We start from the raw sequence: 24,961 nt of genomic DNA, 5'->3' as shown, positions 1-24,961 counted from the left end.
CAGGTCTCCTGTTTGACGAGCGAGTTCGAGTGCGATGCTCGAATTGATCACGTGTTTGATTGAAACAGTCAAATCGGAGTGTAGTCCTGTGGAGCAAAATGCGCAAATCGATCGTTTGAATGATTGGTTCGATCATTGTGAGGGTGATTGGGAAGTGCGCGGGCATGCAAAGCGCCGCGTTTTCTGCGACCTCGGTACCCGAATTCCCCGGCTGTGCGCGGCTCAGGCACATGCCGTCACCCTGCAGATTGAACGCGCACAAACACGCTTTCCGCGCCGCTAATAAACTAGCGGCATGACCGCTGCAAAATCATCGATTTCCCACCCGCTCGACGGCTTCCATCCGGCCGTCGCGAACTGGTTTAGCCGGCTTTTTGCTGCGCCCACCGAGGCGCAGGCGCGCGCGTGGCCGCTGCTCAAAGCGCGCCGCTCTACGCTCGTCGCCGCGCCGACCGGTTCGGGCAAGACGCTGACGGCGTTCCTCGCGGCCATCGACGAACTGGTCGGCGAAGGTCTCAAGAGCCCGCTGCCCGACGAGACGACCGTGGTCTACGTGTCGCCGCTCAAGGCGCTTTCCAACGATATCCGCGTGAACCTGCAGGAACCGCTTGCCGGCATCTCGGATGAACTGGAGCGGCTCGGCCTGCCGCCCATCGAGATTCGTGCGGCTGTGCGTACCGGCGACACCACGCCGCAAGAACGCAATGCCGTAAAAAAACGGCCGCCGCACATTCTCGTCACCACGCCGGAATCGCTCTATGTGCTGCTGAGTTCCGATTCCGGCCGCGCGATGTTGTCGACGGTGCGAACGGTGATCGTCGATGAAATTCATGCCGTGGCCGGCAACAAACGCGGCGCGCATCTCGCGCTCAGTCTCGAGCGGCTGGACGCGTTGTGCATGGAACACAAACACGAAGTGCCTCTGCGGATCGGTTTGTCGGCAACGCAAAAACCGGTCGAACTCGTCGCGGAATTCTTGACGGGCAAGCGCCCGTGTTCGATCGTCGATGTCGGCCATGTGCGCAAGCGCGATCTCGCGCTCGAACTGCCGCCCATACCGCTCGACGCCATCATGTCGAACGATGTGCGCGAGCGTGTCTATGACCGCCTCGCCGATCTCGTCGCGCAGCACAGCACCACGCTCGTGTTCGTGAATACGCGCCGGATGGCCGAGCGTGTTGCACGCCATCTCACGGAACGGCTCGGCAAGCCCGCGGTCGCGGCGCATCACGGCAGTCTTGCGAAGGAGCAGCGGCTGGATGCCGAACAGCGGCTCAAACGCGGCGAACTAAAGGTGCTGATTGCAACGGCGTCGCTGGAACTGGGCATCGATATCGGGGACGTCGAACTGGTCTGTCAACTCGGTTCGCCGGGATCGATTGGCGGTTTCCTGCAGCGTGTCGGGCGCTCGGGGCATCAGGTGCGTGGCACGCCGAAGGGGCGGCTCTTTCCTGAATCACGCGACGATCTGATCGAATGTGCGGCGCTGCTCGATTGCGTGGTACGCGGTGAACTCGATGCGCTGCATATTCCCCAAGCGCCACTCGATGTCCTCGCGCAGCAGATCGCCGCTGAAGTGGCGTGCCGCGAATGGAGCGAGGACGCGCTGTTCGAACTTGTGCGCCGCGCGATGCCGTACGCAGCGCTGGACCGCGAGCAATACGATGCAGTGGTGCGCATGCTCGCCGAGGGCTACACAAGCCGGCGCGGCGTGCGCGGTGCGTATGTACATCGGGACGCGGTGACGCGCAGTTTGCGCGGCCGGCGTGGCGCCAAGCTGACCGCGGTGACATCGGGCGGAGCGATTCCCGACAACGCTGACTTCGCCGTGCTGCTTGAACCGCAGGGTTTGCAGATTGGTACGGTAAACGAAGATTTTGCGGTTGAAAGTCTTGCCGGCGATGTGTTTCAACTCGGCAATGCGTCGTACAAGATCCTGCGTGTGGAAGGCGGGCGAGTACGCGTGGAAGACGCGCAAGGCCAGCCGCCGAATATTCCGTTCTGGCTTGGGGAAGCGCCGGGGCGGAGCAATGAATTGTCGGCGGCGATCGCGCGGTTGCGTGCTGATATAGACGCGTGGCTCGGCAAATTCTCGCTCGACATCACCATCACCAAGCTGGCTGATCAAACCGGTGTCGGCGAGGAAGCGGCGCGGCAGATCGTCGATTATCTGGCGCGTTCGCGTGCGGCGCTTTCCGTTTTGCCGACGCAGGACGTGCTGGTCATGGAGCGTTTCTTCGATGCCTCCGGCGGCACGCAGCTTGTCATTCACGCACCGTTCGGCAGCCGCATGAACCGCGCGTGGGGGCTTGCGCTGCGCAAGCGCTTTTGCCGCACGTTCAACTTCGAATTGCAGGCGGCGGCGACCGAGGACGCGATCGTGCTGTCGCTAACGGGCAGCCACAGTTTCCCGCTCGATGAAGTCTGGCGTTATCTGCGTTCAGCCACGGCCGAACACGTGCTGATCCAGGCGCTGCTCGACGCGCCGCTGTTCGGCGTGCGCTGGCGCTGGAACGCGACCAACGCGCTTGCGTTACCGCGCTACGTGAGCGGCCGCCGGGTCGCGCCGCAATTGCAGCGCATGAAAAGCGAGGACTTGCTTGCGACCGTGTTCCCCGATCAGGTTGCGTGCATCGAGAACGTGGTGGGCGAACGCGATGTGCCGCGTCATCCGCTGGTGGATCAGACGATCGACGATTGTCTGCACGACGCCATGGACTGCGACGCGTGGATCGCGTTGCTGCGGCGGATAGAAACTGGCGACGTGCGGCTCGTTACGCGTGATTTACCCGCGCCGTCGCCGCTGGCGGCTGAGGTTCTATCGGCGCGTCCGTACGCCTTTCTCGACGATGCCCCTATCGAAGAGCGCCGCACCCAGGCCGTGCTGGCGCGAGGCTGGACCGATCCTCAATCGAGCGATGATCTGGGCGCGCTCGATGCCGACGCCATCGCAGGCGTGCGCGAAGAAGCGTGGCCGTCGGTGCGCAATGCCGATGAAATGCATGAGGCGCTATCGGGACTGTCGTGCATCAGCGAAGCCGAGGTGCAAGCGAACGACGGTTGGCCAGCCTTGCTTCAAACGCTCGCAGGCTCAGGGCGCGCGACGCGCTTGCAGGTGACATCGGCGGATGGTTTGTGGGTGCCGGTCGAACGCCTGACGTGCTTGCGCGCCGTCCACCCGGTCGCACCGATGCAGCCGCCGCTCGAAGCGCTTCCCGGTTTCGATGAAGCCTGGACCGAAGACGACGCACTCGTTGAAATCGTGCGCGCACGGTTGAGCGGCTTCGGTCCGTTGCCAGCGCCTGTTATCGCCCGGGCGTTGGCGGTGCCGGTCTCATTGGTGGCGCTTTCACTCACGCGCCTCGAAGCTGAGGGCTACGTCATGCGTGGCCGCTTTACGCCGGGCGCGGCTGAAGAAGAATGGTGCGAGCGGCATCTGCTTGCGCGCATTCATCGATACACCGTGCGGCGTTTGCGGCGCGAAATCGAGCCGGTCGAGTTGCAGGATTTCATGCGTTTCCTGTTCGACTGGCAGCACCTCAGCGCCGACTCCAAAGCCGATCCGCACGGTGACGGCCACGACGCGCTGATGCAGGCGATCGAGCAACTTCAAGGTTACGAAGCGCCCGCCGTAGCATGGGAAGACGAGATCCTGCCTGCACGCCTGACTGACTATTCGATGAGCTGGCTCGACGACCTGTGCCGCTCCGGCAAGGTTGTCTGGAGCCGGCCGGGCGCACGTTCGCGCAGTTCGGGCGGTCCGGTGCGCACCACGCCCATCGTGTTGCTGCCGCGCCGTAACCTGTCGGCGTGGAACCCGCTGATGCAATCGATGCAAACGCCCGAACCGTCGTCGCGCGCCCAACTTGTGTTCGATGCGCTCACGAAACACGGCGCCATGTTCTTCGATGAACTGCGCTCGGACGTCCACCTGCTGGATACCGAACTCGAAACCGCGCTGGGCGAACTGGTGTCGCTGGGACTGGTGAATGCTGACAGCTTCGCCGGCCTGCGCGCGTTGCTCGCACCGGCCGCTCGCCGCAACAGTTTTGGCCGGCGGCCCCGACGTGGCGGGCGTTTTATCGGCGGCATGGACGACGCCGGGCGCTGGGCCTTGCTGCGTCGCTCTGAAAGTAGCGACCGCGTCACGCCCGGCAACGATTCACTCGAGCACGTCGCCATGACCCTGTTGCGCCGATACGGCGTGGTCTTCTGGCGCCTGCTCGAACGCGAAGCCGAATGGCTCCCGCCGTGGCGTGACCTGCTGCGGGTATTTCACCGGCTGGAAGCGCGCGGTGAAATTCGCGGCGGCCGTTTTGTCGCGGGTCTGGCGGGCGAGCAATTTGCGTTGCCCGAAGCAGTGCCGCTTTTGCGCGATGTGCGCAAGCGACCCGCCGACGGCAGCTTCATCGCGATCAGCGCAGTCGATCCGCTGAATCTCGCCGGCACCTTGCTGCCCGGGGAGAAGGTCCCGGCGCTGCCGGGTAATCGCGTGTTGTATCGTGATGGTTTGCCGGTGGGGGCGGTTATTGCGGGGAAAACGCGCTTTTTAATAGAGCTCGATGCCGAGGCGCGAGAGCGCGTGCGCTGGCATCTCGTCAGACGCAGTTTCGACCGTATGACGGTTTCGCCGATGGTTATGAGCCGTTGAAAACACGCCGTTGCGTTCTCACGATAAAACGCTGATTTCCTTGATAAAACTTACCGGGTAAAACAAATCGAGAAATCGTAAACGCGTTTATCGAACCCGTCCCTTATTAATCCGCCCCGGCCATGGGTTTCTGATCGAGGGCTGGGCGAACCGCGACAAAAACCAGTAACCGATATGCGCGCAACCTTCAACGCGTCGCATTATCGATTCCAATTCCTTTATTAATAATCACTTAGCAGCTTCCTTGGTGCATCGGCGGACGGCGGCGTCAGGAAAGCCGCTGCCCCGATTGACCCGTTCAGAGAAAAAATAAACCTGAAAATAGTGATAACTCCCGGGTTCCCTCGGGACCGTTTTAAACACATGCTAAAGTTTTAGTGCTAACGCGCCGTTAATTTCTTTGAGATGCCGGATAAAGGCTTGAAAGCTTGGTCCGGAAAATCTGGAAAACCATGTCGAACCCTGCTGCTATGGAGGCTGAGTAACACCATGTCCCCGCCCATCAGATTCGACAGTGCTGAGTTCGCGGAGAACGATGCAGAGGAAATCTGGCGCGAAGGAATCGACGCCATATTCGAGATCCAGCGTCCGAAAGATCCCTCCGCGCCGTTTCGCGCAAAGATGGAAAGCTGGGCACTGGGCGGGATGCTGCTCATGTCGCACGTCGTGGGCGGCGACGTCGAGTTCCAGCGTACCCGTCGCAGGATTGCGACCTCCGGCATCGATCATTACCTGGTGCATTGCCTGCTCGACGGCACGCTGATGTCGACGTTCGGCCGCGACACCCAGCAGGTGCCGCTCGGCTCGGTGGTGATGCGCGACCTCGTCGTGGAAAACATCGGCTTCACCCGCGACGCGCCCATGCTCACGCTCACCATTCCGCGCCAGGCGATCGACCGGCGCACGGGCGGCGCGTTGCGGATGCACGGTTTATCGTGGGACCCCACCGACCCCATCGGCGTGCTGATCGCTTCGCACATGCGCACCCTCGCGAGCGTTGCGACCACGATGGACGACGAGCAGGCGCTCGTGGCCGGCGAAGCCACGCTCGACTTCATCGCGGCTTGCGTGCTGCGGCGCGCCGAGCGCTGGGCGGAATCCGGCGACCCGCGCCTGACGCCGGTGATCCGGGCTCAGGCGCTGAGTTATATCGAAGGCAATCTGGCGGACACGAGCCTCGGCCCGGCGAGGCTGCGCGAAATCCTGAAAGTATCCCGAACGGCGCTATACGAACTTTTTGAACCGATGGGCGGCGTCGCCGAATATGTGCGGTCTCGCAGACTCGATGAAGCCATGCGCCGGCTCGAGTCGCCGCTGCACGCGCGCGATCTGATTGGCGCGATTGCCTGCGCGGTCGGCTTCATGAGCGAATCGACATTCAATCGCGCGTTCAAGGAGCGTTTCGGCTGCACGCCGACAGAAGCGCGCGGACGCCGCGCGGGCAGCGTTTTTACGGGTTTCGGCGTGACGGCGGCGGCGAATGGCGCCGGTCACCCGGGCGATGGGCGCGGCGTCGGCGCCATGACTGCCGCGAAGATCCGCGACCTGCGCGCCTGAGTACGTAAGGGGCGAGTAATGAGTGCGTAATGGAGGTGCGGGATATGCGGGGCTTGTAAGAGTAAGTAGACATTTCCTCGATGCCCCGGAACGAAATGGGTGAAAAGAGCGGACGGAATGAGAGGGCGGCAGGGCGCGTCGAAGGCATCATGTGCGGACTTCGAGGCAGGCGTTGTTGCGGGCATGGCCGGCGCCTTTTGCATCGGACGCAAACGCCCAAGGATCATCGCGTGCGCGTTCCCGACAAGCGCCACCAAGGCGGCCCTGATCGGCCAGCACCGCATGGCGGGATCGTTGCGAGGCGGCTGGATCATCCATCGCCGACACCGCCGCGACGCGTGGGCCAGGCCGGACCACGCCAGAGCGCTGCAAAGCAACACGAATCGCTGGCTGAGAGAGAAAACGTCATCAAGACGCTTCACGGCGAAAAACGCCTCGCGGGGCCATGTCACCGGCATGCGGCCCGCCGCGTGCTCGACCCTAAGCCAAGAAAAAAGTGACATCGGGAAAACTCATGTGGCTGTTCGCTTTCTTCCACGCTCAAACCCCGTTAGGCCGGATCGTCAAGGCGGGCGTGTGCGGCGCGGCGGTCGTCGCAGCTTATAGCGGCCTTGTCTCGGCACCGCCATCGAGTGCGCAGATTGGACTATCACTGGCTGTGATCGTGGCGCTCTGGCTGCATGGCTATCGCGAAAGCAGGCAGTTGTCGTATGCGTCGGCGCTATGCGACGCCGAGATTCGTGAGGACGAGGGCGGGATCCGGGTCGCCGGCGGTGGTCTCGATCTCGTTTTACATCTTCCATCGCGAACGCTCACTGTGAACAAAGTAGCGAAGCGGTTCGTCTCGCCCGATGCCCCTGGTGAGTTTCAACGCCTGCGCTCCGGTCGTTTCGAGTGGCCGTTTCGTGCGCTGGCCGTCGAGCCCGAGCTGACTGCGGCGGATGCTCGCGCGGCGTCAAAACGCTGGACGGACGAGACGGTAACGATCCCTTCCAGCACCACCGATACAGCAGCGCGCGAGGCCGCCAGCGCGAACGTGACATCGGTCGGCGAACGCGAAATCGACGTGTACTGGGTGCACCCGGGCCAAGGCGATCGCCTGTTGTTTTCGGTGGCTGGCCCAGCGGGAAAATACGAAGCGATGGAGCGCGCATTTTCGATCTTCAGTGCGTGGATCGATCGTGAGGACGAGGCACGGCGCGCGATCGAACGCCGGCATAAGGCGGAGGCCTGGCAACGCGACTGGGAAGCGAAACGTCTGGCGGAAGAACTCGAACATACGCGGCGCAGAGGGGACGGCGCCACCGACGAATCCCCTCCACACTTGCTTGCCACGGCCAGGACGATGGCGCCATCGAGAAGGTGGTAACTGCGCTGCACAACGGCTGACGGAGCCGCTTTACTGCCGGGGCATTGCATAAACGCGCAGGCGATGGCCGTCCGGGTCCAGCGCGACGAAGGTAAGGCCAAATTCCATTTCCGTTGGACGCTGGATGATTTTCAGGCCCCGCTTGACCCAATCGGCGTACTGGCTATGCAGGGCGTCGTTGTCGTTCACCGAGAAGGCGATTTCGCCGCCGCCCGCCGCTGCCGCCGCGGGTTCAACTGTATGCCTTGACCACAACCCCAGCTTGAGACCCGACGCCAGGACGAACATAGCGAACGTCGGGGAAGACTCGACGGGTGTCTTGCCTAGCAGGCCGGCATAGAAATCGGCGCTGGCTGAAGGGTTGTCCACGTACAGGATGATGAAGTTGGGATCGGTCATGGTGAGCGCTCACGAAGGGTCGGTGGGAAGCCGTCGGCGTGCTGCCGGTGTTTGAAGCCGAGCCCATCGTAAGCGTTGCGACTGCCAGTTTCTGTCAGCAGCGCAAGGCAGGGTAGCAGCGGGCTTTATTCACCGATCCTGTCAGGCGTAGCTGAGAGCGAAATCAGTGAAATCTGCTCCGATGGTCGCCACCTCGTTCGCGACCGTCGCTTCTTGTAGTCACTCCCCGATTCACCTCCATACAAACCCGGATTGTCCCCGTCAATTCGGCGCTGCTATCGTTCGCAAGCGCTTGTGGAAGCGCTTCCACTCCACCGCTCAACAGGAGTTCTCGTGGCACTCGACACATCTGTTGTCTCCAGCGATTCGTTTTTCCCACCCTCCGATTCAGCTCTTTGGCGACGAGATTTCCTGCTCGGCGCAGCAACCGCTTCCTACCAGATCGAAGGCGCTACGCACGAAGATGGCCGCCTCCCGTCTATATGGGACACGTTTTCGGCCACGCCCGGCAAAGTGCTGGCAGGCGACACCGGCGAGGTCGCCTGCGATCACTATCATCGATGGGAATCGGACCTTGATTTACTCTCGACGCTTAACGTCGATGCATACCGTCTTTCCATTGCATGGCCGCGCGTGATGGACGAGGCAGGGCGTCCGAATCAGAAGGGTATCGACTTTTATAAGCGGGTTGTCGGCCGGCTGAAAGAGAAGGGGCTCAAGACCTTCGTCACGCTCTATCACTGGGACTTGCCGCAATATCTGGAAGATCGCGGCGGCTGGCTTAATCGAGACATCGCGTATCGCTTTGCCGATTACGCCGACCTGATGAGCCGCGAGCTCGCAGGCCAGGTCGATGCCTGGGCCACGCTCAACGAACCCTGGTGCTCAGCGTATCTGGGCTACGGCAACGGCCATCACGCACCGGGTCTCGCCAACGACCGCTACGCTACGCAGGCGATGCATCATCTGCTGCTCGCGCACGGCAACGCAGTACCGGTCTTGCGCGCGAACGATCCCGCGTCGCTCAAGGGCATTGTCGCGAACGTCGGCCGAGGAACCGCCGATACCAACAGCGAAGCGGATGCACGCGCCGCGCATCTTTTTGAAGTCCAGCACAATGCCTGGATCCTCGATCCGTTGCTGAAAAAGGCCTATCCCAAGGACCTTTTCGAACTATGGCCGGGCACCGAGCCGCTTGTGCTCGATGGCGATATGGAAACTATCGGCGCGTCGCTCGACTTCCTCGGAATCAACTATTACTTCCGTACCAATGTGAAAAGCGATGGCGCGCATGGCTTTACGGAAGTGCCGCTGCAAGGTGTCGAGCGTACGCAGATGGGTTGGGAGATTCATCCCGATGGCCTGCGCGACCTGCTGATCGGATTCAACAAGACCTACGCTTCATTGCCGCCGATTTATATCACCGAGAACGGCATGGCGTCGGATGACAAAGTAGTAGATGGCCGCGTCGACGATCAGCAACGCATCTCGTTCCTTAAGCGCCATCTTGCTGCCGTCGATAGCGCCATCAAAGCCGGCGTGGACGTGCGCGGATATTTCATCTGGTCGCTGATGGACAACTTCGAATGGGCCTTTGGTTATGAGCGGCGTTTTGGCATGTTCCATGTCAACTATGAAACGCAGAAACGCACGATGAAGCATAGCGCCGAATTGATCGCGAAGTTCCTTGAGGAGCGCCGCGCCCGCGCCTGAATTTAATCCTGACCCGCTGCAAGATTGAATGCCGAATCCGTTGGACCACATGGGCCAAATGGACTATATCGCCCGGAGGAGACTCAATGAACAGCATGAAGAAACTGGTCGTCAGTGTTATTGCAGCCGTCGCTGCGAGCAGCGCAGCGCACGCCGATCCGCTGAAAGCCACCGTGATCCACTGGTGGACCTCGGGTGGGGAATCGGCGGCTATCAAGCAGTTCGCCGATGCTTATAACAAAGCCGGCGGTTTGTGGATCGACAACGCCGTGGCCGGCGCGGACCAGGCGCGTTCCACTGCGCTCAACCGCATCATGGGCGGCGATCCGCCGACGGCCGCGCAGTTCAATACCTCGAAGCAATTCCACGACATCATCGACCAGGGTTTGCTGAACAACGTCGACGATGTGGCTGCCAAGGAGAACTGGGACACGACCTTCCCGCCTTCGATTATCGCCAGTATCAAGTCGAACGGGCACTTCTACGCTGCGCCCGTGGACATCCATATGCCGGCATGGTTCTTCTATTCGAAGCCGGCCTTCCAGAAGGCGGGCATTGCGAAAGAGCCGGCCAACTACGACGAGTTCATCGCGGACCTCGACAAGCTGAAAGCGGCGGGTGTAATTCCTCTCGCGCTTGGCGGTCAGGCGTGGCAGGAGAAGATCACCTTCGACGCCGTGTTCGCCGATGTCGGCGGTCCGGACCTGTACCTGAAGATCTATCGCGATCGCGATGTGAACGCGGTCAAATCCGATGCGTTCAAGAAGGTGCTGACGCAGTTCAAGCGCCTGCATAACTACATCGATCCGGGTTCGCCGGGCCGTAACTGGAACGACGCGACGGCGCTGGTGATCTCGGGCAAAGCCGGCGTGCAGATCATGGGCGACTGGGCGAAGGGCGAGTTTGTTGCGGCCAAACAATCGGCGGGCAAGGACTTCGGCTGCTTCCCGGGCTTTGGTCCGAATTCACCGTATCTCGTGGCAGGCGACGTGTTCGTGTTCCCGAAGACCGACGATGCCAACGCAGTGAAGGCGCAGAAATTGCTGGCTACCGTGATGACGTCGCCGGCTGCACAGGTTGCGTTCAGTGCGAAGAAGGGTTCGATTCCGATCCGCTCGGACATCGACGATTCGAGCCTCGATATGTGCGCGAAGGAGGGCATCGCGATCATGAAGGACAAGTCGCGGCAGTTGCCGAATCCGGAAATGCTGACACCGCCTGACATCAACGGCGCATTGCAGGACGTCATCACCAACTTCTGGAACAAGAACCAGTCGGTGGAAGACGCACAAAAGGCCTTCGCCAGCGGGCTCAAAAGCTGATGGCCGTGACGTCCGCCGACAGAGCCTTACGTGCATCGGCCCGGCATGCGAAGCGCAAACCGCTGAGAAAGCGGTTTGCGCTGGCAGCCTATGTTGCGTTGTTGCCGATGACCTTGACGGTCGTGTTCGCTTATCTCGGCACGATGTTATGGAGCTTGCGCACGTCGTTCACGAACTCGCGCACGTTCGCATCGACTAGTTTCGCGGGCGTCTCGCAATATGTACGGCTTTTTAATAACGACCGCTGGATGTTGTCGCTGCAAAACATCGTGATCTACGGGGTTTTGTTTATCGTCATATGTCTTGTGATCGGCCTGCTGCTGGCGGTGTTTATAGACCAGAAGGTGGTGGCGGAGGGCGCGCTGCGCACGGTGTTCCTGTATCCGTATGCAATGTCTTTCGTGGCGACGGGTCTTGTGTGGCAGTGGATCCTGAATCCGGAGCTCGGCATTCAGGAGGTGCTGCACAGGATCGGTTTCACGCACGCGCGCTTCGACTGGATTGTCGATCAGGATCGCGTGATCTATACGCTCGTGATTGCAACGGTCTGGCAGGCGTCGGGACTGGTGATGGCGTTGTTGCTTGCGGGACTGCGCGGTATTGACGAAGAGATCTGGAAAGCTGCGCGTATAGATGGCATTCCGCGCTGGCGTGTCTACGTCAGCATTGTGATTCCCATGCTCGGTGCGTCAATTTCGACGGCCTTCATCCTGCTGTTCGTGATGGTCATCAAACTCTACGACGCGGTCGTCGCCATGACGCAAGGCGGTCCCGGCACGGCGAGCGAGGTGCCCGCAAAGTTCATCATGGAGTACCTGTTCGGGCGCGCGAATCTGGGGCTGGCATCGGCGGCGTCGATCGTTCTTCTCATTACCGTGCTCGCGATTCTTGCGCCGGTCTTCTATATTCGCAGCCGCGCGTTGCGGTTGAGGGATGCCCGATGAACGCGCCACGCCCGTTGAAACGCAGGTCGCGTCGCAGGTCGCGTTTTACGCCCGCGCGCTTGGGCGTGTATGCGTTCCTGCTGACATCCGCATTGTTTTTCCTGCTGCCGCTGTACGTCATGCTCGTCACGTCAGTCAAGCCGATGACGGAAATTCGTCTCGGCAATATCCTCTCGCTGCCGATGCATTTCACGCTCGATGCATGGCGTGTCGCGTGGCAATCGGCGTGTACGGGGCTCGATTGCCAGGGCATCCAGGTCGGCTTCTGGAACTCGGTACGCATCGTCATACCGAGTACGGTTCTGTCGATTCTGGCGGGTGCGGTGAACGGCTACGCGTTGTCGTTCTGGAAACCGCGTGGTGCGGGCACGCTGTTCGCGATCCTGCTGATGGGTGCATTCATTCCCGTGCAGGTGATGGTCTATCCGCTGGTTCGCGTGCTCGCCACCGTGCATTTGTTCAGCTCGTTGCCCGGCATTGTCGTGATCCATACCATCTTTGGCATGCCGGTGATGACGCTGCTATTCCGTAACTACTACGCCGCGTTGCCGCATGAACTCTTTCAGGCGGCGCGCGTGGACGGCGGCGGTTTCTGGCGTATCTTCCTGCAACTGATGGTGCCCATGTCCACGCCGATCATCGTGGTGGCCATCATCATGCAGGTCACCGGCATCTGGAACGACTTTGTCCTCGGCCTGGTCTTCGCCGGTACCAAGAACCTGCCGATGACCGTGCAACTGAATAACATCATCAACACGACGACAGGCGAGCGCCTCTACAACGTCAACATGGCGGCGACCATTCTTACGTCCATGGTGCCGCTCGCCATCTACTTCGTGTCGGGTCGCTGGTTCGTTCGCGGCATTGCGTCCGGTGCGGTCAAAGGTTAGTCCAGGGCTCATTCATGTCTACCGTCATGTCGAATGTTTCAATCCGGGATCTGGAGATTCAGCTCGGTTCCAACACGATCATCGAGTCGCTCGACCTGGAGGTTGAACCGGGTGAATTCCTCGTGCTGCTGGGACCCTCGGGATGCGGTAAGTCCACCTTGCTGCACAGCATCGCGGGGCTGATCGATGTGAGCGGCGGCAGCATCGAAATTGGTGGCCAGGATATGACGTGGGCCGATCCGAAAGATCGCGGCATCGCGCTCGTGTTCCAGTCCTACGCGCTTTATCCCACGATGAACGTTGAGCGTAATCTCTCGTTCGGCTTGCGCATTGCCGGTACGCCCAAAGCCGAGATTGAACGTCGTGTGACGCGTGCTTCAGAGATGCTGCAACTGGGTCCATTGCTCAAGCGCAGGCCGGCTCAGTTGTCGGGCGGGCAACGTCAGCGCGTTGCGATCGGCCGTGCGATCGTGCGCGAAGCGGACGTGTTCCTGTTCGATGAACCGCTCTCCAACCTCGACGCGAAACTGCGTACGGAACTCAGGCGCGAGCTGAAGCAACTGCATAAGCGGCTCGGCGCAACGATGATCTACGTGACCCATGATCAGGTGGAAGCGATGACGCTCGCGACTCGCATGGCGGTCATGCGCGGTGGTGTGATCCAGCAGATTGGCACACCCGCCGAGGTCTACGCGCATCCGAACAATCTGTTTGTTGCTACGTTCCTGGGCTCGCCGGGCATGAACCTGCTTAAGGGAACGCTTCACCACGACGCGGGGGTAGTGAGGTTTCGCAACGACCATATAGAACTTGACGTCTCCGCGTATCCGTTTGGTCAGGCATTGTCGGAGAACCAGCCATGCGTGCTCGGCGTGCGCCCCGAGGACATCTTGATCGACCCTTCGTTCCAGCATCGTGGCACGGTGTCGCTGGTCGAACCGATGGGCAATCACCGGGTAATTTGGCTCGATTATCATGGCGCGCAAATCGCGTCGATTGCGCAGGATTCGGCGACGGCAGCGGTTGACGAGATCACCGGCTTTTCGATCGACAGCAAGCGTATTTCGCTCTTCGACGAACCCGCCGGGGATCGGCTTTGAGTCGACTCCAAGTCGGCTCCAAGTAAATACGAAGCTTTAATTCACGGAGTAACAGTGGCAACCCTGAAGGACGTCGCGGCCTTGGCCGGCGTGGGCATGTCCACGGCATCGCGTGCCATCTCCGGCCGTGGACCGGTCTCGGCAGACGCGCTCGCGCGCGTGCAGGCAGCCATAGCGGAACTGAATTTTCGGCCGTCATCTATCGGGCGGGCACTATCAACCCAATCGCTCGGCATGATCGGCATCTTCGTGCCGACGTTCTTCGGCCCGTATTACGGCACTATCCTCAAGCAAACCGATACCGAGTTGCGCAAGGTGCATCGCCATGTGGTGGTGGCGACCGGCTATGGCGACGACTCGCCGCGCGACCAGGCTATCGACGCCGTGCAGTTCCTGATCGGACGTGATTGCGATGGCGTAGTCGTGACGAGCCACGATCTGCATGACGACGACCTCATCAAGCTGCATGGCATGCATCCGAAAATGGTGTTCCTCAATCGCGACTTCGCGCAGATGCCGGAAGCGTCGTTTTGCGCGGATCATCATCGTGGCGGGATGCTGGCGGCGCAGACGCTGCTCGCGCACCAGCACAAGAAAATCGCCGTGATTTCAGGGCCTTTTCAGGCTTCTGACAATGAAGCGCGGATTGCGGGATTCTTCGATGAACTCGCGCGCAACGGCATCGACCGGGCTGCGGTCCAGTTGATCGAATCGGATTTTTCGCCGGACGGCGGATTTGATTCCGCGCGGCGGCTGCTGGCGTCGAAGAAACGTTTTACCGGCTTGTTCTGCGCCAACGACACCATGGCGATCGGCGCATTGTCGTGTTTTCAGCAAGCGGGCATCTCGGTGCCGGACGATATTTCGGTGGTGGGTTACGATGATGACTACTCGGCTGCGTTTTCAGCGCCGGGGCTGACCTCGGTCCACATTCCGACCGCCGATCTGACGCAGAACGCCGTTCGATGGTTGCTCAACCAATGTTATGGGACCTCGTACACGATCTATCGAACGTTCCCTGTGACCGTCACGGAACGCGCTTCCGTCGCTGCCCCGGCGAAACGAATACGCGCATGAGGCCGCGGCTTAAAAATTTTCTTGCGCGCGTCGCAGCCGCTCGCGGCTGTTGATCAGATGGAGCCGCATGGCGGTGCGCGCGGAGTCAGCGTCGCCACGCTCGATGGCATCGCAGATCTGCTCGTGCTCGCGATTCACGCGGGTCAGATAGTCGGCGTATTCGTTGGGTGGAATCTGCGTCGCGGTGAGGCGGGCGCGGGGAATCAGGTGAATGCCGAGGTGCGTCATGATCTCCACGACATAGCGGTTGCCGGTGGCGTGCGCGATTTCAAGGTGAAAGCGGATATCCGGCGAGATGGTCTCGGTCGCTTCGCCCACATTGCGCTCGAAGTCGCTCAGCGCACGCCGCATGGACGCGATGCGCGCTTTATCGCATCTGGCAGCGGCCAGTCCCGCGCTCTCCGTCTCGAGGCTGATGCGCAGTTCGAGGACGGCGAGGGCGTCGATGGAGCCGGCCACGTCCGCAGGATCAAGCTGAAACAGTTCTTTGCCCGGAGCCTCGCATACGAAGGTGCCGATCCCATGACGCGTCTCTACTAACCCCGCTGCCTGCAACTTCGATAACGCCTCGCGCACGACCGTGCGGCTCACGTTGAAGCGCTGGACCATTTCCGCTTCGGTCGCCAGCCTGTCGCCAACCTTGAGGTCGGCGGCTTCGATCTGCTGGCGGAGTGCGTCGACAACTTCGGTAGTCAGGCTGCGCCGACCCAAGGGGTAGGCAGGGGCTTCGAAGAGAGCACGAGTCGATCGCTGCACGGCCACCTCGATTGGGAAAATGCTTCACCAAAGTTGACAAACGGATGTGCGAATGATTATATGCAGGCTATAGTCATATGACAACGTACAATATCAGTTAAGTGAAGCGGCCAACCCATCCGAAAGGAGCACGAAAGCTCCGGGTGGCCGAGCTTATTGGAGACAGGCTTACATGGCCAATCAAGACTACAACGTTCCTAGCGTCCCCTTTAGTCGTCTGTTGCTGACCGGCGCCGCCGGCGGTGTAGGCAAGGTTATTCGTCCGCGCGTGGCTGAATTCGCGGAAACAATCAGGGTGTCGGATCTCGCTGCCGCGTTGTCTTCCGACGCCGCGCCGCACGAGGAAGTTGTCCCTTGCGACCTCTCAGACAAACAGGCGGTCGATGCGCTCGTCGCCGGTTGCGATGCGGTCATCCATCTCGGCGGGGTATCGGTGGAAAGGCGCTTCGAAGAAGTGCTGGAAGCCAATATCAAGGGGGTTTACAACCTCTACGAAGCTGCCCGCGGGCACAACGTCAAACGCGTCATCTTCGCCAGTTCGAATCACGTGACCGGGTTTTATCGCCAGGACGAGAAGATCGACGCTCATGCGCTGCGACGTCCCGACGGTTACTACGGCCTGTCCAAATCGTTCGGCGAAGACACGGCCCAGTTCTATTTCGACCGCTACGGAATCGAGACCGTGAGCATCCGCATCGGCTCGGCGTTTCCGGAGCCGAAAGATCGCCGGATGATGGCGAGCTGGCTCAGCTACGACGACCTGCTCGAACTCCTGCGCCGCAGCCTCTTTACGCCGGATGTCGGTCATACGGTGGTCTATGGGATGTCTGACAACGCAGTCAAATGGTGGGACAACCGGTTTGCATCGAAGCTGGGATTTGTCCCGCGGGATTCGTCGGAGCCGTTCCGGGCGAAGGTCGAAGCGCAGCCGGCACCCGCGCCTGACAGCGCCGTTGCCTTGTTGCAGGGCGGGGCGTTCACCACTACCGGGCCGTTCGAATAAAGCCGTTGCCCGGTGCATTCGAAGCGTGATGGTGAAGCACCCGAAGACTCAACGAGCACGGTGCCGTAAAGCCCGTGCTCGTCACAACCCTGGACCTTGCTGCGATGACTTTCTCTCTCGATTTCAGTCCGCTGCTTCCGTACTGGCCCGTCTTTCTGAAAGGCGCCTGGCTGACGTTGAAGATGACGACCGTGGCGGTATTTTTCGGCGTGATCCTGGGTACGCTGGTCGCGTTTGCGAAGCGCGGCAAAAACCGGCTTTTATCGCGCGTGTGTTCGATCTATATCGAGGCCGTGCGCAATACGCCTTTCCTCGTGCAGATTTTCCTCTTGTACTTCGGGCTTGCCGGTTTCGGCGTGCGCATGCCGACGTTCGCCGCAGCCGCACTCGCGATGATCATCAACATCGGCGCCTACGCGGCCGAGATCATTCGTGCAGGTCTCGAATCGGTGCCGCGCGGGCAGCTCGAGGCGGCTGAATGCCTGGGCTTGTCGCGCTGGAGAATTGGCTGGCATGTGATGCTTCAGCCGTCTATCGAAAAGGTTTATCCAGCGCTGACCAGTCAGTTCCTGCTGATGATGCAGGCCTCGGCCATCGCGTCGCAGATCTCGGCTGAAGAGCTCACGGCCACCGCCAACACCGTGCAATCCGATACCTTCCGTTCGCTCGAAACGTACATCGTGGTGGCGCTGCTGTATCTCGCGTTGTCGTTGTTGATCAAGCTGGTTGCATGGGCCGTAGGCGAGGTCGCGTTCAAGCGGCGGCGGGTCTTGCGGCAAGCAGCGGAGCGGGCAGGCAAGCCGGCGCCGGATCAAGGACGTATAGATACCGTGATTCCCGGAGGTGCGGCATGACCGGCGGTTTCACTACGGCGCATCTGTTTTATCTCGTGCACTCCATCTGGTGGACGCTTGTGCTCTCCGCACTCGCGTTCGTGCTGGGCAGCATCGGCGGCTTCGGCGTGATGCTCGCGCGCATCTCGCCGCGCCGCTGGCTCAGCCGTCCGGCGATGGTTTATATCGAAGCGATTCAGGGCATTCCGCTGCTGATCCTGCTGTTCATCGTCTACTTCGGGCTGTCGGTGTATGGCTTTCAAGTACCTGCGTTGGTCGCAGCCGGGCTCGCGCTGATGGTCTACACGAGCGCGTATCTCGGTGACATCTGGCGCGGTTGTATCGACGCCATGCCGAAGCCCCAATGGGAAGCCGCGGAATGCCTGTCATTGACGCGCTGGCAGACCTTGCGCCTCGTGATCATTCCGCAAGCGCTGCGTCTCGCCTTGCCGCCAACAGTCGGTTTTCTGGTGCAGGTGATCAAGATGACATCGCTTGCTTCAGTGATCGGTTTCGTCGAATTGACACGCGCCGGCCAGATCATCAACAACTCGATTTTTCAGCCGTTCCTCGTGTTCGGGCTGGTCGGGGTCTTCTATTTCGCGCTGTGTTATCCGCTCTCGCGCTGGAGTCAATCGATGGAGAAAAAGCTCAATGTCGGCAATCGTTAAGCTTGGGGACGTCTATAAAAGCTTCGGCTCGAACCCGGTGCTCAAGGGCGTGTCGCTGGAAGTGGCGAAGGGCGAAATGATCGCCGTGATCGGCGCGAGCGGTTCGGGGAAAAGCACGGCGCTTCGTTGTATCGATCGCCTGGAAACCATCGACCGCGGCACGATCGAGGTATGCGGCATTCGTGTCGATGACCCCAAGGTGGACCTGCATCAGTTGCGCCGCGAAGTCGGCATCGTGTTTCAAAGCTACAACCTGTTCGCGCATCTGACCGTGGAGGAAAACATCATGCTGGCGCTGCGCCACGTGAAGAAACTCGGGCGCGACGAAGCGCGCCGCGTGGCAACGGCCGTGCTCGATCAGGTCGGCCTCGCGCAGAAAGCCGATGCCTACCCGGAGCAGCTTTCGGGCGGACAGCAGCAGCGTGTGGCAATTGCGCGGTCGCTGGCGATGTCGCCGAAGGTCATGTTGTTCGACGAAGTGACCTCCGCGCTCGATCCGCAATTGACAGGTGAAGTGCTGCGCGTGATGGAGGATCTGGCGAAGGACGGCATGACGATGTTGCTTGTCACGCACGAGATGGCGTTCGCCAAGCGCATGGCGGACCGGATCATTTATATGCATCAGGGGAAGGTGTGGGAAGTGGGCAGCGGCGACATGCTCGACTCGCCGCAGACGCCTGAATTGCGCACCTTCCTGAACAACGGCTTATAAGCATAGGCCTGAAGATCATCTTTTGAACCGACCATAAAAATGGAGACTGCTTTGAAGACCAACCGATTCATCATGCGCGGCTGCGCGGCCGCTTTGTTGCTCGCGGGCGTAGCGCACAGCGCGATGGCCGACCAGCTCGACGACATCAAGAAGGCAGGCAAGATCCGCGTGGCGATCGCGATGGGCACGCCGCTCTTCAGTTACGCCGATGCCAACCTTCAACCCGCCGGATCGGATGTGGATACGGCCGCGGCACTCGCCAAGGACCTGGGCGTGAAGCTCGAACTCGTGCAAATCACGAACGCGGCTCGCGTGCCGACCTTGCAGGCGAAGCGCGCGGACCTCGTGATAGCGGACTTGTCGATCACGCCGGAGCGGGCGAAGGTTGTGGACTTCTCGATCCCCTATGCGGTCATCACGATCATCGTGGGCGGTACAAAAAGTCAGAAGGTCAAGAACTACGATGACCTGAACGGCAAGACGATCGGCCTCACGCGCGCGACCGTCAACGACAGCATCACTACGCAAATGGCGAAGGGTGCGCAGATTCAACGATATGAAGACGACGCTACGCTGATCACATCGGTAGTGACGGGGCAGGTCGACATCTTCTCGAGCACGCCGTCGAACCTGGCCGAGATGGTCAAGCGCGCGCCGAATCGCGATCTCGAACTGAAGTTCCCGCAGAGAGATTTTGACCTGGGCATTGCGATGAACAAGGACGAGCCGAAGCTCAAGGAGTGGGTCAATAGCTGGGTGAGCACGAACCAGAAAAACGGCATGCTCAATACGATCTACAAGAAGTACCACGGCCGCGATTTGCCCGCGAGCGTGACGAAGGGTTAAGTCTGGGCGGTATGAAAAAATGGCATCGCGATGTGTTGATCGCGATGCCATTTTTGCATTGTTAGAACGTGGACCGCAGATCAGCCAGCCGGTGTCTGACCGATCTCGTGGTTGGCCAGATATTCAAGCGCGCGGACCATTCCCGAGTGATCCCATGCCTTGCCGCCGTGCGCGGCGCAAGCGTTGAAAAGCACCTGGCACGTCGCGGTGTTGGGTAGCGATACCCCAAGCGATTGCGCCGTCGAAAGCGCGAGGTTCAGGTCCTTCTGGTGCAGTTCAATGCGGAAGCCCGGATTGAACGTACGCTTCGTCATGCGTTCGCCGTGCACTTCCAGAATGCGCGAGGAGGCGAAACCGCCCATCAACGCCTTACGGACTTTCTCTGCATCGACGCCGGCTTTCGACGCCAGCAACAAGGCCTCACCAACCGCTTCGATAGTCGCTGCGACGATCACCTGATTCGCCAGCTTGCAGACCTGTCCCGCGCCGACTTCACCGATCAGCGAGATGTTTTTTCCCATCATGTCGAACAGCGGTTTCACGCTGTCGAAGGTAGCTTGCGAACCGCCGACCATGATCGTGAGCGAGGCGGCTTTTGCGCCGACTTCGCCGCCCGAGACGGGCGCGTCCAGATAGTCCGCGCCGCGCTCGCGCACCTTCGCTGCGAACTCGCGGGTCGCGATCGGCGAGATCGAGCTCATGTCCACCACGACCTGGCCTTCGCGCAACGCTGCGACCACGCCGTTCTCGCCGAACAGCACACGTTCCACATCCGGCGTATCGGGCACCATGATGAACACCACGTCAGCCTGCGCCGCCACCGCAGCCGGGCTGTCGCACACTACAGCACCAGCTTGCGTCAGCTCGGCCGGTACGCCGCTGCGTGTGAATGCCGCCAGCGCGACGCCGTTCTTGATGAGGTTCTCGGCCATGGGCTTGCCCATGATGCCAAGACCGATGAAGCCTGCTTTTTGCATGTCTTTCTCCACAAGTTGTCTAGAGGTGCGGTCCGGCTATTTCTGCATGAAATGTTTTTGCACGGCTTGCGCCGCATTCCTGAGAAGGCCCATGTCGGCGCACACTGCAATCACCTGGCAGCCCATCGACAGATAACGTTCTGCTTCTGCCTGCACGGGTGCAAGCGTGCCGCTCGCTTTACCCGCGGCGCGGGCGCGCTCGAAGACGTGCGCGATGGCCTGCTGCACGTCCGGGTGATTCGGATTGCCGATGTGTCCATACGACGCCGCCAGATCCGACGGGCCGAGGAACACGGCATCGACGCCTTCGACGGCCAGGATGTCATCGATTGCCTCGACCGCCGTGCGGCTTTCGATTTGCACCACGACGCAAATGTTGTCGTTCGCGGTGCTCAGATAGTCGCTCACGGTCCCATAGCGATTGCCACGATGCCCCACCGATACCCCGCGAATCCCTTGTGGCGGATAACGCGTGGCGGCGACGGCGCGGGCGGCGTCGGCGGCGCTGTCGACGAAGGGAATCAGGAAGTTGAAGAAGCCGCTGTCGAGCAAGCGCTTGATCACCACGCTGTCGTTGGCCGGTGGCCTCACCACGGGGGCGCTGCGGCTGTCCTTGAGCGCCATGAGCTGGGGGATTAGGGTGAGGACGTCGTTGGGGGCGTGCTCGGCGTCGAGCAGGATCCAGTCGAAGCCCAGCATGCCGAGCAGTTCGGTCGTGATCGGGCTGCCGAGCGATGCCCAGCATCCGATCAGCGTTTCGCTCTTCAGGACGGACTGGCGAAATGTGTTGGGCAAGGGTTGGTAAGGCGAAGACGGTGTCATGGCTAGGCTTCCTCTGGCTTGACGCCTTAAGTTGGATGCCGAAGTTTCTCGGCAATCTCATACGTTATCAGACGTCATATTACCTCGTCGCTTTTCGGAACTGCAAGTGCATTGGCCGTGACTAGGGAAATCGCTGACGAAGTTCTGGATTTCTCGGGTTTGCGTTCCGGTCTGCGCGATGCGCGACATCATCGTTGCGCTGGGCAGGGTCGCGGACATCATGCGGGGGATCAGGTCGGCGTCGGAGGAGCAGACGATTGGCATCGAGCCGGTCAACGTGGCCATCGCGCAGATGGATCAGGTGGCGCAGAAAAATGCGGCGCTGGTCGAACAAGCGGCGGCAGCGGCGGCGGCGCTGGAAACGCAGGCGGCGCAGATGAACGCGGCCGTCGCCCCGTTTAAACTGGCGGAGGCTTAGCGGCCTGGTTCCAGGCTCTTCATGCGTCGGGATGAGGCAACGCTTCGGGCCAACGGTTCTCCTCGACGCACAAAGACGTCGGTACGCGCTTCGCCCAGCCTTCTGCTTGCAGCATGGGTTCGTCGTAGAAATGCTCGACATGGCCGATGCAAAGAATGGCTACCGGCTTTGCGTCGCTGGGCATATGCAGCAGCCGTTGAACCGCGCCCACGTCGAACAGCGACACCCAGCCCAAACCCAGCCCTTCGGCGCGCGCCGCCAGCCAGATGTTCTGGATGGCGCACGCGACCGACGCGAGATCCATTTCCGGCAGCGTCCGGCGGCCGAAGATATGACGCTCGCGATCTTCCATCAAACCGACTACCACGACCTCGCCGCAATCCAGAATGCCCTGGACCTTGAGCCGCATGAATTCGTCGCTGCGCTCGTTGAGCGCCTCGGCGGTTGCGCGCCGCTCGGTTTCCACAATGTCGTGCAGCGCCACGCGGAGGGTCCGGTCCGTTATGCGGACGAAGCGCCACGGCTGCATGAAACCGACGCTCGGCGCATGGTGCGCGGCGTCGATGAGCCGCGCCATCTGGTCGGCGTCGACAGGGGCGCCGGTGAAATGCCGCATGTCGCGGCGTTCGCGGATCGCCCGGTAAACGGCGGCAATCTCCGGGTCGGAAAAACGCTTGAAGGTCGAGTCGGTCATACATCCATGCTCAAAAAAGTGCCTTGAGGGCGAACGGTTCCGTGGTTTTGGGGGTTCAGATCGCGGTCAGAAGAGAAGGCGAAGGCGCTCGTCAGTTTTTATCGCCGGGGAGCAGGGTCTTGCCGGCCCGCATTCGCCGCCACGTCCGCCGCCACGTCCGCCGCACCACGACCGCGCACCCGATGTCGCTATTCACCACATCCATGTCGCCTGCCGATAAATCTTCGCATTGCCCGCTGCCGTTATCTGGTTAAGCCACCTAACCGACGTTAGCGACGTAACCGACGCTTGATTCCAGTGGTTCCCTTCACGGTTCGCCCCAGATATCCGGAGGATACAGACCTGTTGCGCCGCGGACTACCGCGACGCAGTGGGGACTAGCCCTTATGCGCAAACACATGACTATTCGCGGCGGCCTGGTCGCGACGATCGCTTTGTATACGATTCTGCTCATCGCGGTTATCGCAGTGGGCATCCTGGGTTTGTACGGCAGCAATTCCGCGCTCAGGGATATGTATCGCGACGACACCGCGTCGCTGCTGCACCTTAAAACCAGCTCGGAGCGTTTGCTTTTGCTGCGCGGCGGTTTTGGCGAAGTAGAGCAACTGATCAGCGCCGGCAAACCGGCTCAGCGCGAAATTGCCCGGCAGCATGCTCTTCTTGACGAGAGCAACAAGGAGCTGGAGGCATTCCGGAAGCTTCACGAGCCGGTGCCGGCGGAGAAGGTGCTCATCGACGCCATGCAGGCGCGGCGCGACCAACTGCTGGCCCAGGTGTTCCAGAAGGCGCTGACGGAACTCGATCAGGACAATCTGGTGGACTTCCTCACCACCCAGCGGGAGGCGCCGGTCGCATTGTTCTCCGATTATCAAAGCGCGCTGAGCGCGCTCGAAAACTTCCAGGTCGACCGCCAGAAAGCCCGCTTCGACACCACCGATGCGCGTTTTTCCGCCATGCTCTGGACGCTCGGCGCGGCCGCGATCGCTGCGCTTGTCATCGGCTTTTTTGCGCAGAGGATCCTGACCCGTGCGATCGTGCGGCCGATTGACAAGGCCGTCGATTATTTCGGCCGGATCTCGGCCGGCGACCTGACCAGCACAGTGACGATCCAGAGCGACAACGAGATGGGCTACATGCTCAACGCGTTGAAGGGCATGCAGGACGGGCTGGCGCAGACCGTGCAGAAAGTGCGGTCGAGTGCGGAGACGATCGTGCGTGACGCGCATGCCATCTCTGGCGGCAATCTGGATCTATCGGCGCGTACGGAGCAACAGGCGGCGTCGCTTCAGGAAGCCGCATCGAGCATGGAGCAGTTGACCGCCACGGTCAGGCAGAACGCCGACAACGCGCGCAACGCCAGCGAACTCGCCGCCGGCGCGTCCGACATCGCACTGCGTGGCGGGGAGGTGGTGAACCGCGTGGTCGCGACCATGGACGCGATCTCCGGCAGCTCGGACCGGATCGTCGGCATTGTTGGCGTGATTGAAGGCATTGCGTTCCAGACCAATATCCTTGCGTTGAATGCGGCTGTGGAAGCCGCGCGGGCGGGCGAGCAGGGACGAGGTTTCGCGGTCGTTGCGAGCGAAGTGCGCAGTTTGGCGCAGCGTTCGGCATCGGCGGCTAAAGAGATCAAGGAACTGATTGGCGATTCCACACTGAGCGTCAAGGACGGCAGTCAGCTCGTGGCTCATGCAGGCTCGACCATGGTCGAAGTGGTGGAGGCTGTGAGGCGTGTCAGCGCGATCATGGCGGAGATTAGTCTGGCTTCGGGCGAGCAGAGCGCCGGTATAGAACAGGTCAATCTGACCGTCGCGCAGATGGAAGAGATGACGCAGCAGAACTCGGCGCTGGTGGAAGAAGCATCGGCGGCGGCAGTGTCGCTGGAGGAGCAGAGCCGGCAGTTGAACGATGCGATGGCGCTGTTTCGTCTGAAAGACGATGTCGCGAAGGGGGTTGGTAGTTTTGTTTAAAGACGATCAGGGGGGCGCTCGCGCTCGGGGTTTTGATTTTTGGGCTCTTGCGCTCGTGGGGATGGGTTTATGCCGGGTTGGTGCTTTCGGCCGTGGTGGTCTGCGTGAGTTAGCTGATTTTTTTATCATTATTAGCCACTGTGCGTGGCGGCACTTCATTTCTTTTTCCGACGGACACGACGGAAAAAGAAACAGAAGCAAAGAAAACGCCTCCCAACAATCGGCAAGTTAGCGTCC

Annotated in this window: 21 protein-coding genes and 1 pseudogene; 17 read left to right on the top strand and 5 right to left on the bottom strand. The window is 60.9% G+C overall.

The annotated features are described in order from the left end of the window. Window positions 1–34 precede the first annotated feature (34 nt). From M0D69_RS36510 to M0D69_RS36495, 4 genes are all read left to right on the top strand, one after another. Entirely contained in the window at window positions 35–283 is a 249-nt protein-coding gene (locus M0D69_RS36510) for a hypothetical protein (RefSeq protein WP_301786685.1), read from the top strand. A 12-nt stretch (window positions 284–295) separates the two neighbouring features. Then, the gene (locus M0D69_RS36505) at window positions 296–4,651 is read left to right on the top strand and encodes a DEAD/DEAH box helicase (protein WP_301786684.1); all 4,356 of its coding nucleotides are present in this window, start codon (window positions 296–298) and stop codon (window positions 4,649–4,651) included. 489 nt (window positions 4,652–5,140) lie between these two features. Beyond that, entirely contained in the window at window positions 5,141–6,208 is a 1,068-nt protein-coding gene (locus M0D69_RS36500) for a helix-turn-helix domain-containing protein (protein ID WP_301786683.1), read from the top strand. 514 nt (window positions 6,209–6,722) lie between these two features. Then, window positions 6,723–7,577, top strand: coding sequence for a hypothetical protein (locus M0D69_RS36495; protein ID WP_301786682.1), 855 nt, complete (start codon window positions 6,723–6,725; stop codon window positions 7,575–7,577). Between the two features lie 30 nt (window positions 7,578–7,607). Here the strand turns inward: M0D69_RS36495 and M0D69_RS36490 are convergent, their stop codons facing one another. Continuing rightward, window positions 7,608–7,976, bottom strand: coding sequence for a VOC family protein (locus tag M0D69_RS36490; protein WP_301786681.1), 369 nt, complete (start codon window positions 7,974–7,976; stop codon window positions 7,608–7,610). Window positions 7,977–8,309: 333 nt separating this feature from the next. Between M0D69_RS36490 and M0D69_RS36485 the strand changes: the two genes are divergently transcribed. The 6 genes from M0D69_RS36485 to M0D69_RS36460 all read left to right on the top strand — a co-directional run bounded on the left by M0D69_RS36485 (window position 8,310) and on the right by M0D69_RS36460 (window position 15,022). Beyond that, the gene (locus M0D69_RS36485) at window positions 8,310–9,689 is read left to right on the top strand and encodes a GH1 family beta-glucosidase (RefSeq protein ID WP_301786680.1); all 1,380 of its coding nucleotides are present in this window, start codon (window positions 8,310–8,312) and stop codon (window positions 9,687–9,689) included. Window positions 9,690–9,775: 86 nt separating this feature from the next. Beyond that, window positions 9,776–11,011 carry an ABC transporter substrate-binding protein gene (locus M0D69_RS36480; protein WP_301786679.1) on the top strand — a complete coding sequence of 412 codons (1,236 nt, stop codon included), beginning with the start codon at window positions 9,776–9,778 and terminating at the stop codon, window positions 11,009–11,011. 107 nt (window positions 11,012–11,118) lie between these two features. Continuing rightward, complete coding sequence (locus M0D69_RS36475) at window positions 11,119–11,955, top strand: carbohydrate ABC transporter permease (protein ID WP_301786695.1); 837 nt, start codon at window positions 11,119–11,121, stop codon at window positions 11,953–11,955. Further along, complete coding sequence (locus M0D69_RS36470) at window positions 11,952–12,845, top strand: carbohydrate ABC transporter permease (protein WP_301786678.1); 894 nt, start codon at window positions 11,952–11,954, stop codon at window positions 12,843–12,845. The genes M0D69_RS36475 and M0D69_RS36470 overlap by 4 nt, the downstream gene beginning before the upstream one ends. 14 nt (window positions 12,846–12,859) lie before the next feature. After that, window positions 12,860–13,945, top strand: a complete 1,086-nt coding sequence (locus M0D69_RS36465; protein ID WP_301786677.1) for an ABC transporter ATP-binding protein — start codon at window positions 12,860–12,862, stop codon at window positions 13,943–13,945. 54 nt (window positions 13,946–13,999) lie between these two features. Then, window positions 14,000–15,022: a substrate-binding domain-containing protein gene (locus M0D69_RS36460; RefSeq protein ID WP_301786676.1), complete on the top strand. Its 1,023-nt coding sequence runs from the start codon at window positions 14,000–14,002 to the stop codon at window positions 15,020–15,022. 9 nt (window positions 15,023–15,031) lie between these two features. Here the strand turns inward: M0D69_RS36460 and M0D69_RS36455 are convergent, their stop codons facing one another. After that, complete coding sequence (locus M0D69_RS36455; RefSeq protein WP_301786675.1) at window positions 15,032–15,778, bottom strand: FadR/GntR family transcriptional regulator; 747 nt, start codon at window positions 15,776–15,778, stop codon at window positions 15,032–15,034. 172 nt (window positions 15,779–15,950) lie between these two features. On the opposite strand from M0D69_RS36455, the gene M0D69_RS36450 reads away from it, so the two are divergent. From M0D69_RS36450 to M0D69_RS36430, 5 genes are all read left to right on the top strand, one after another. Then, a complete protein-coding gene (locus tag M0D69_RS36450) occupies window positions 15,951–16,781 on the top strand; it encodes an NAD(P)-dependent oxidoreductase (RefSeq protein WP_301786674.1) in 831 nt (276 codons plus the stop codon). 104 nt (window positions 16,782–16,885) lie between these two features. Next, a complete protein-coding gene (locus tag M0D69_RS36445; RefSeq protein WP_047897487.1) occupies window positions 16,886–17,635 on the top strand; it encodes an amino acid ABC transporter permease in 750 nt (249 codons plus the stop codon). Continuing rightward, window positions 17,632–18,285: an amino acid ABC transporter permease gene (locus M0D69_RS36440; RefSeq protein WP_047897486.1), complete on the top strand. Its 654-nt coding sequence runs from the start codon at window positions 17,632–17,634 to the stop codon at window positions 18,283–18,285. Before M0D69_RS36445 ends, M0D69_RS36440 begins: the two co-directional genes overlap by 4 nt. Continuing rightward, a complete protein-coding gene (locus tag M0D69_RS36435) occupies window positions 18,269–18,997 on the top strand; it encodes an amino acid ABC transporter ATP-binding protein (protein ID WP_301786673.1) in 729 nt (242 codons plus the stop codon). Before M0D69_RS36440 ends, M0D69_RS36435 begins: the two co-directional genes overlap by 17 nt. 72 nt (window positions 18,998–19,069) lie before the next feature. Beyond that, entirely contained in the window at window positions 19,070–19,843 is a 774-nt protein-coding gene (locus tag M0D69_RS36430; protein ID WP_301786694.1) for a transporter substrate-binding domain-containing protein, read from the top strand. Window positions 19,844–19,923: 80 nt separating this feature from the next. Here the strand turns inward: M0D69_RS36430 and M0D69_RS36425 are convergent, their stop codons facing one another. Next, the gene (locus tag M0D69_RS36425; protein WP_301786672.1) at window positions 19,924–20,820 is read right to left on the bottom strand and encodes a 2-hydroxy-3-oxopropionate reductase; all 897 of its coding nucleotides are present in this window, start codon (window positions 20,818–20,820) and stop codon (window positions 19,924–19,926) included. Between the two features lie 36 nt (window positions 20,821–20,856). Further along, window positions 20,857–21,642 carry a 2-dehydro-3-deoxyglucarate aldolase gene (gene garL, locus M0D69_RS36420; RefSeq protein WP_301786671.1) on the bottom strand — a complete coding sequence of 262 codons (786 nt, stop codon included), beginning with the start codon at window positions 21,640–21,642 and terminating at the stop codon, window positions 20,857–20,859. A gap of 175 nt (window positions 21,643–21,817) precedes the next feature. Between garL and M0D69_RS36415 the strand changes: the two are divergent. Then, window positions 21,818–22,060, top strand: a pseudogene (locus tag M0D69_RS36415) (hypothetical protein); the annotation flags it as partial. Between the two features lie 19 nt (window positions 22,061–22,079). Here M0D69_RS36415 and bluB read toward each other — a convergent pair. Beyond that, window positions 22,080–22,754, bottom strand: coding sequence for a 5,6-dimethylbenzimidazole synthase (bluB, locus tag M0D69_RS36410; RefSeq protein WP_301786670.1), 675 nt, complete (start codon window positions 22,752–22,754; stop codon window positions 22,080–22,082). A 386-nt stretch (window positions 22,755–23,140) separates the two neighbouring features. Between bluB and M0D69_RS36405 the strand changes: the two genes are divergently transcribed. Further along, entirely contained in the window at window positions 23,141–24,724 is a 1,584-nt protein-coding gene (locus tag M0D69_RS36405; RefSeq protein WP_301786669.1) for a methyl-accepting chemotaxis protein, read from the top strand. Window positions 24,725–24,961: the final 237 nt, after the last annotated feature.

The sequence above is a fragment of the Caballeronia sp. SEWSISQ10-4 2 genome (assembly GCF_030464885.1).
GTDB lineage: Bacteria > Pseudomonadota > Gammaproteobacteria > Burkholderiales > Burkholderiaceae > Caballeronia.
This window is presented reverse-complemented; position numbering and strand designations above follow the sequence as displayed.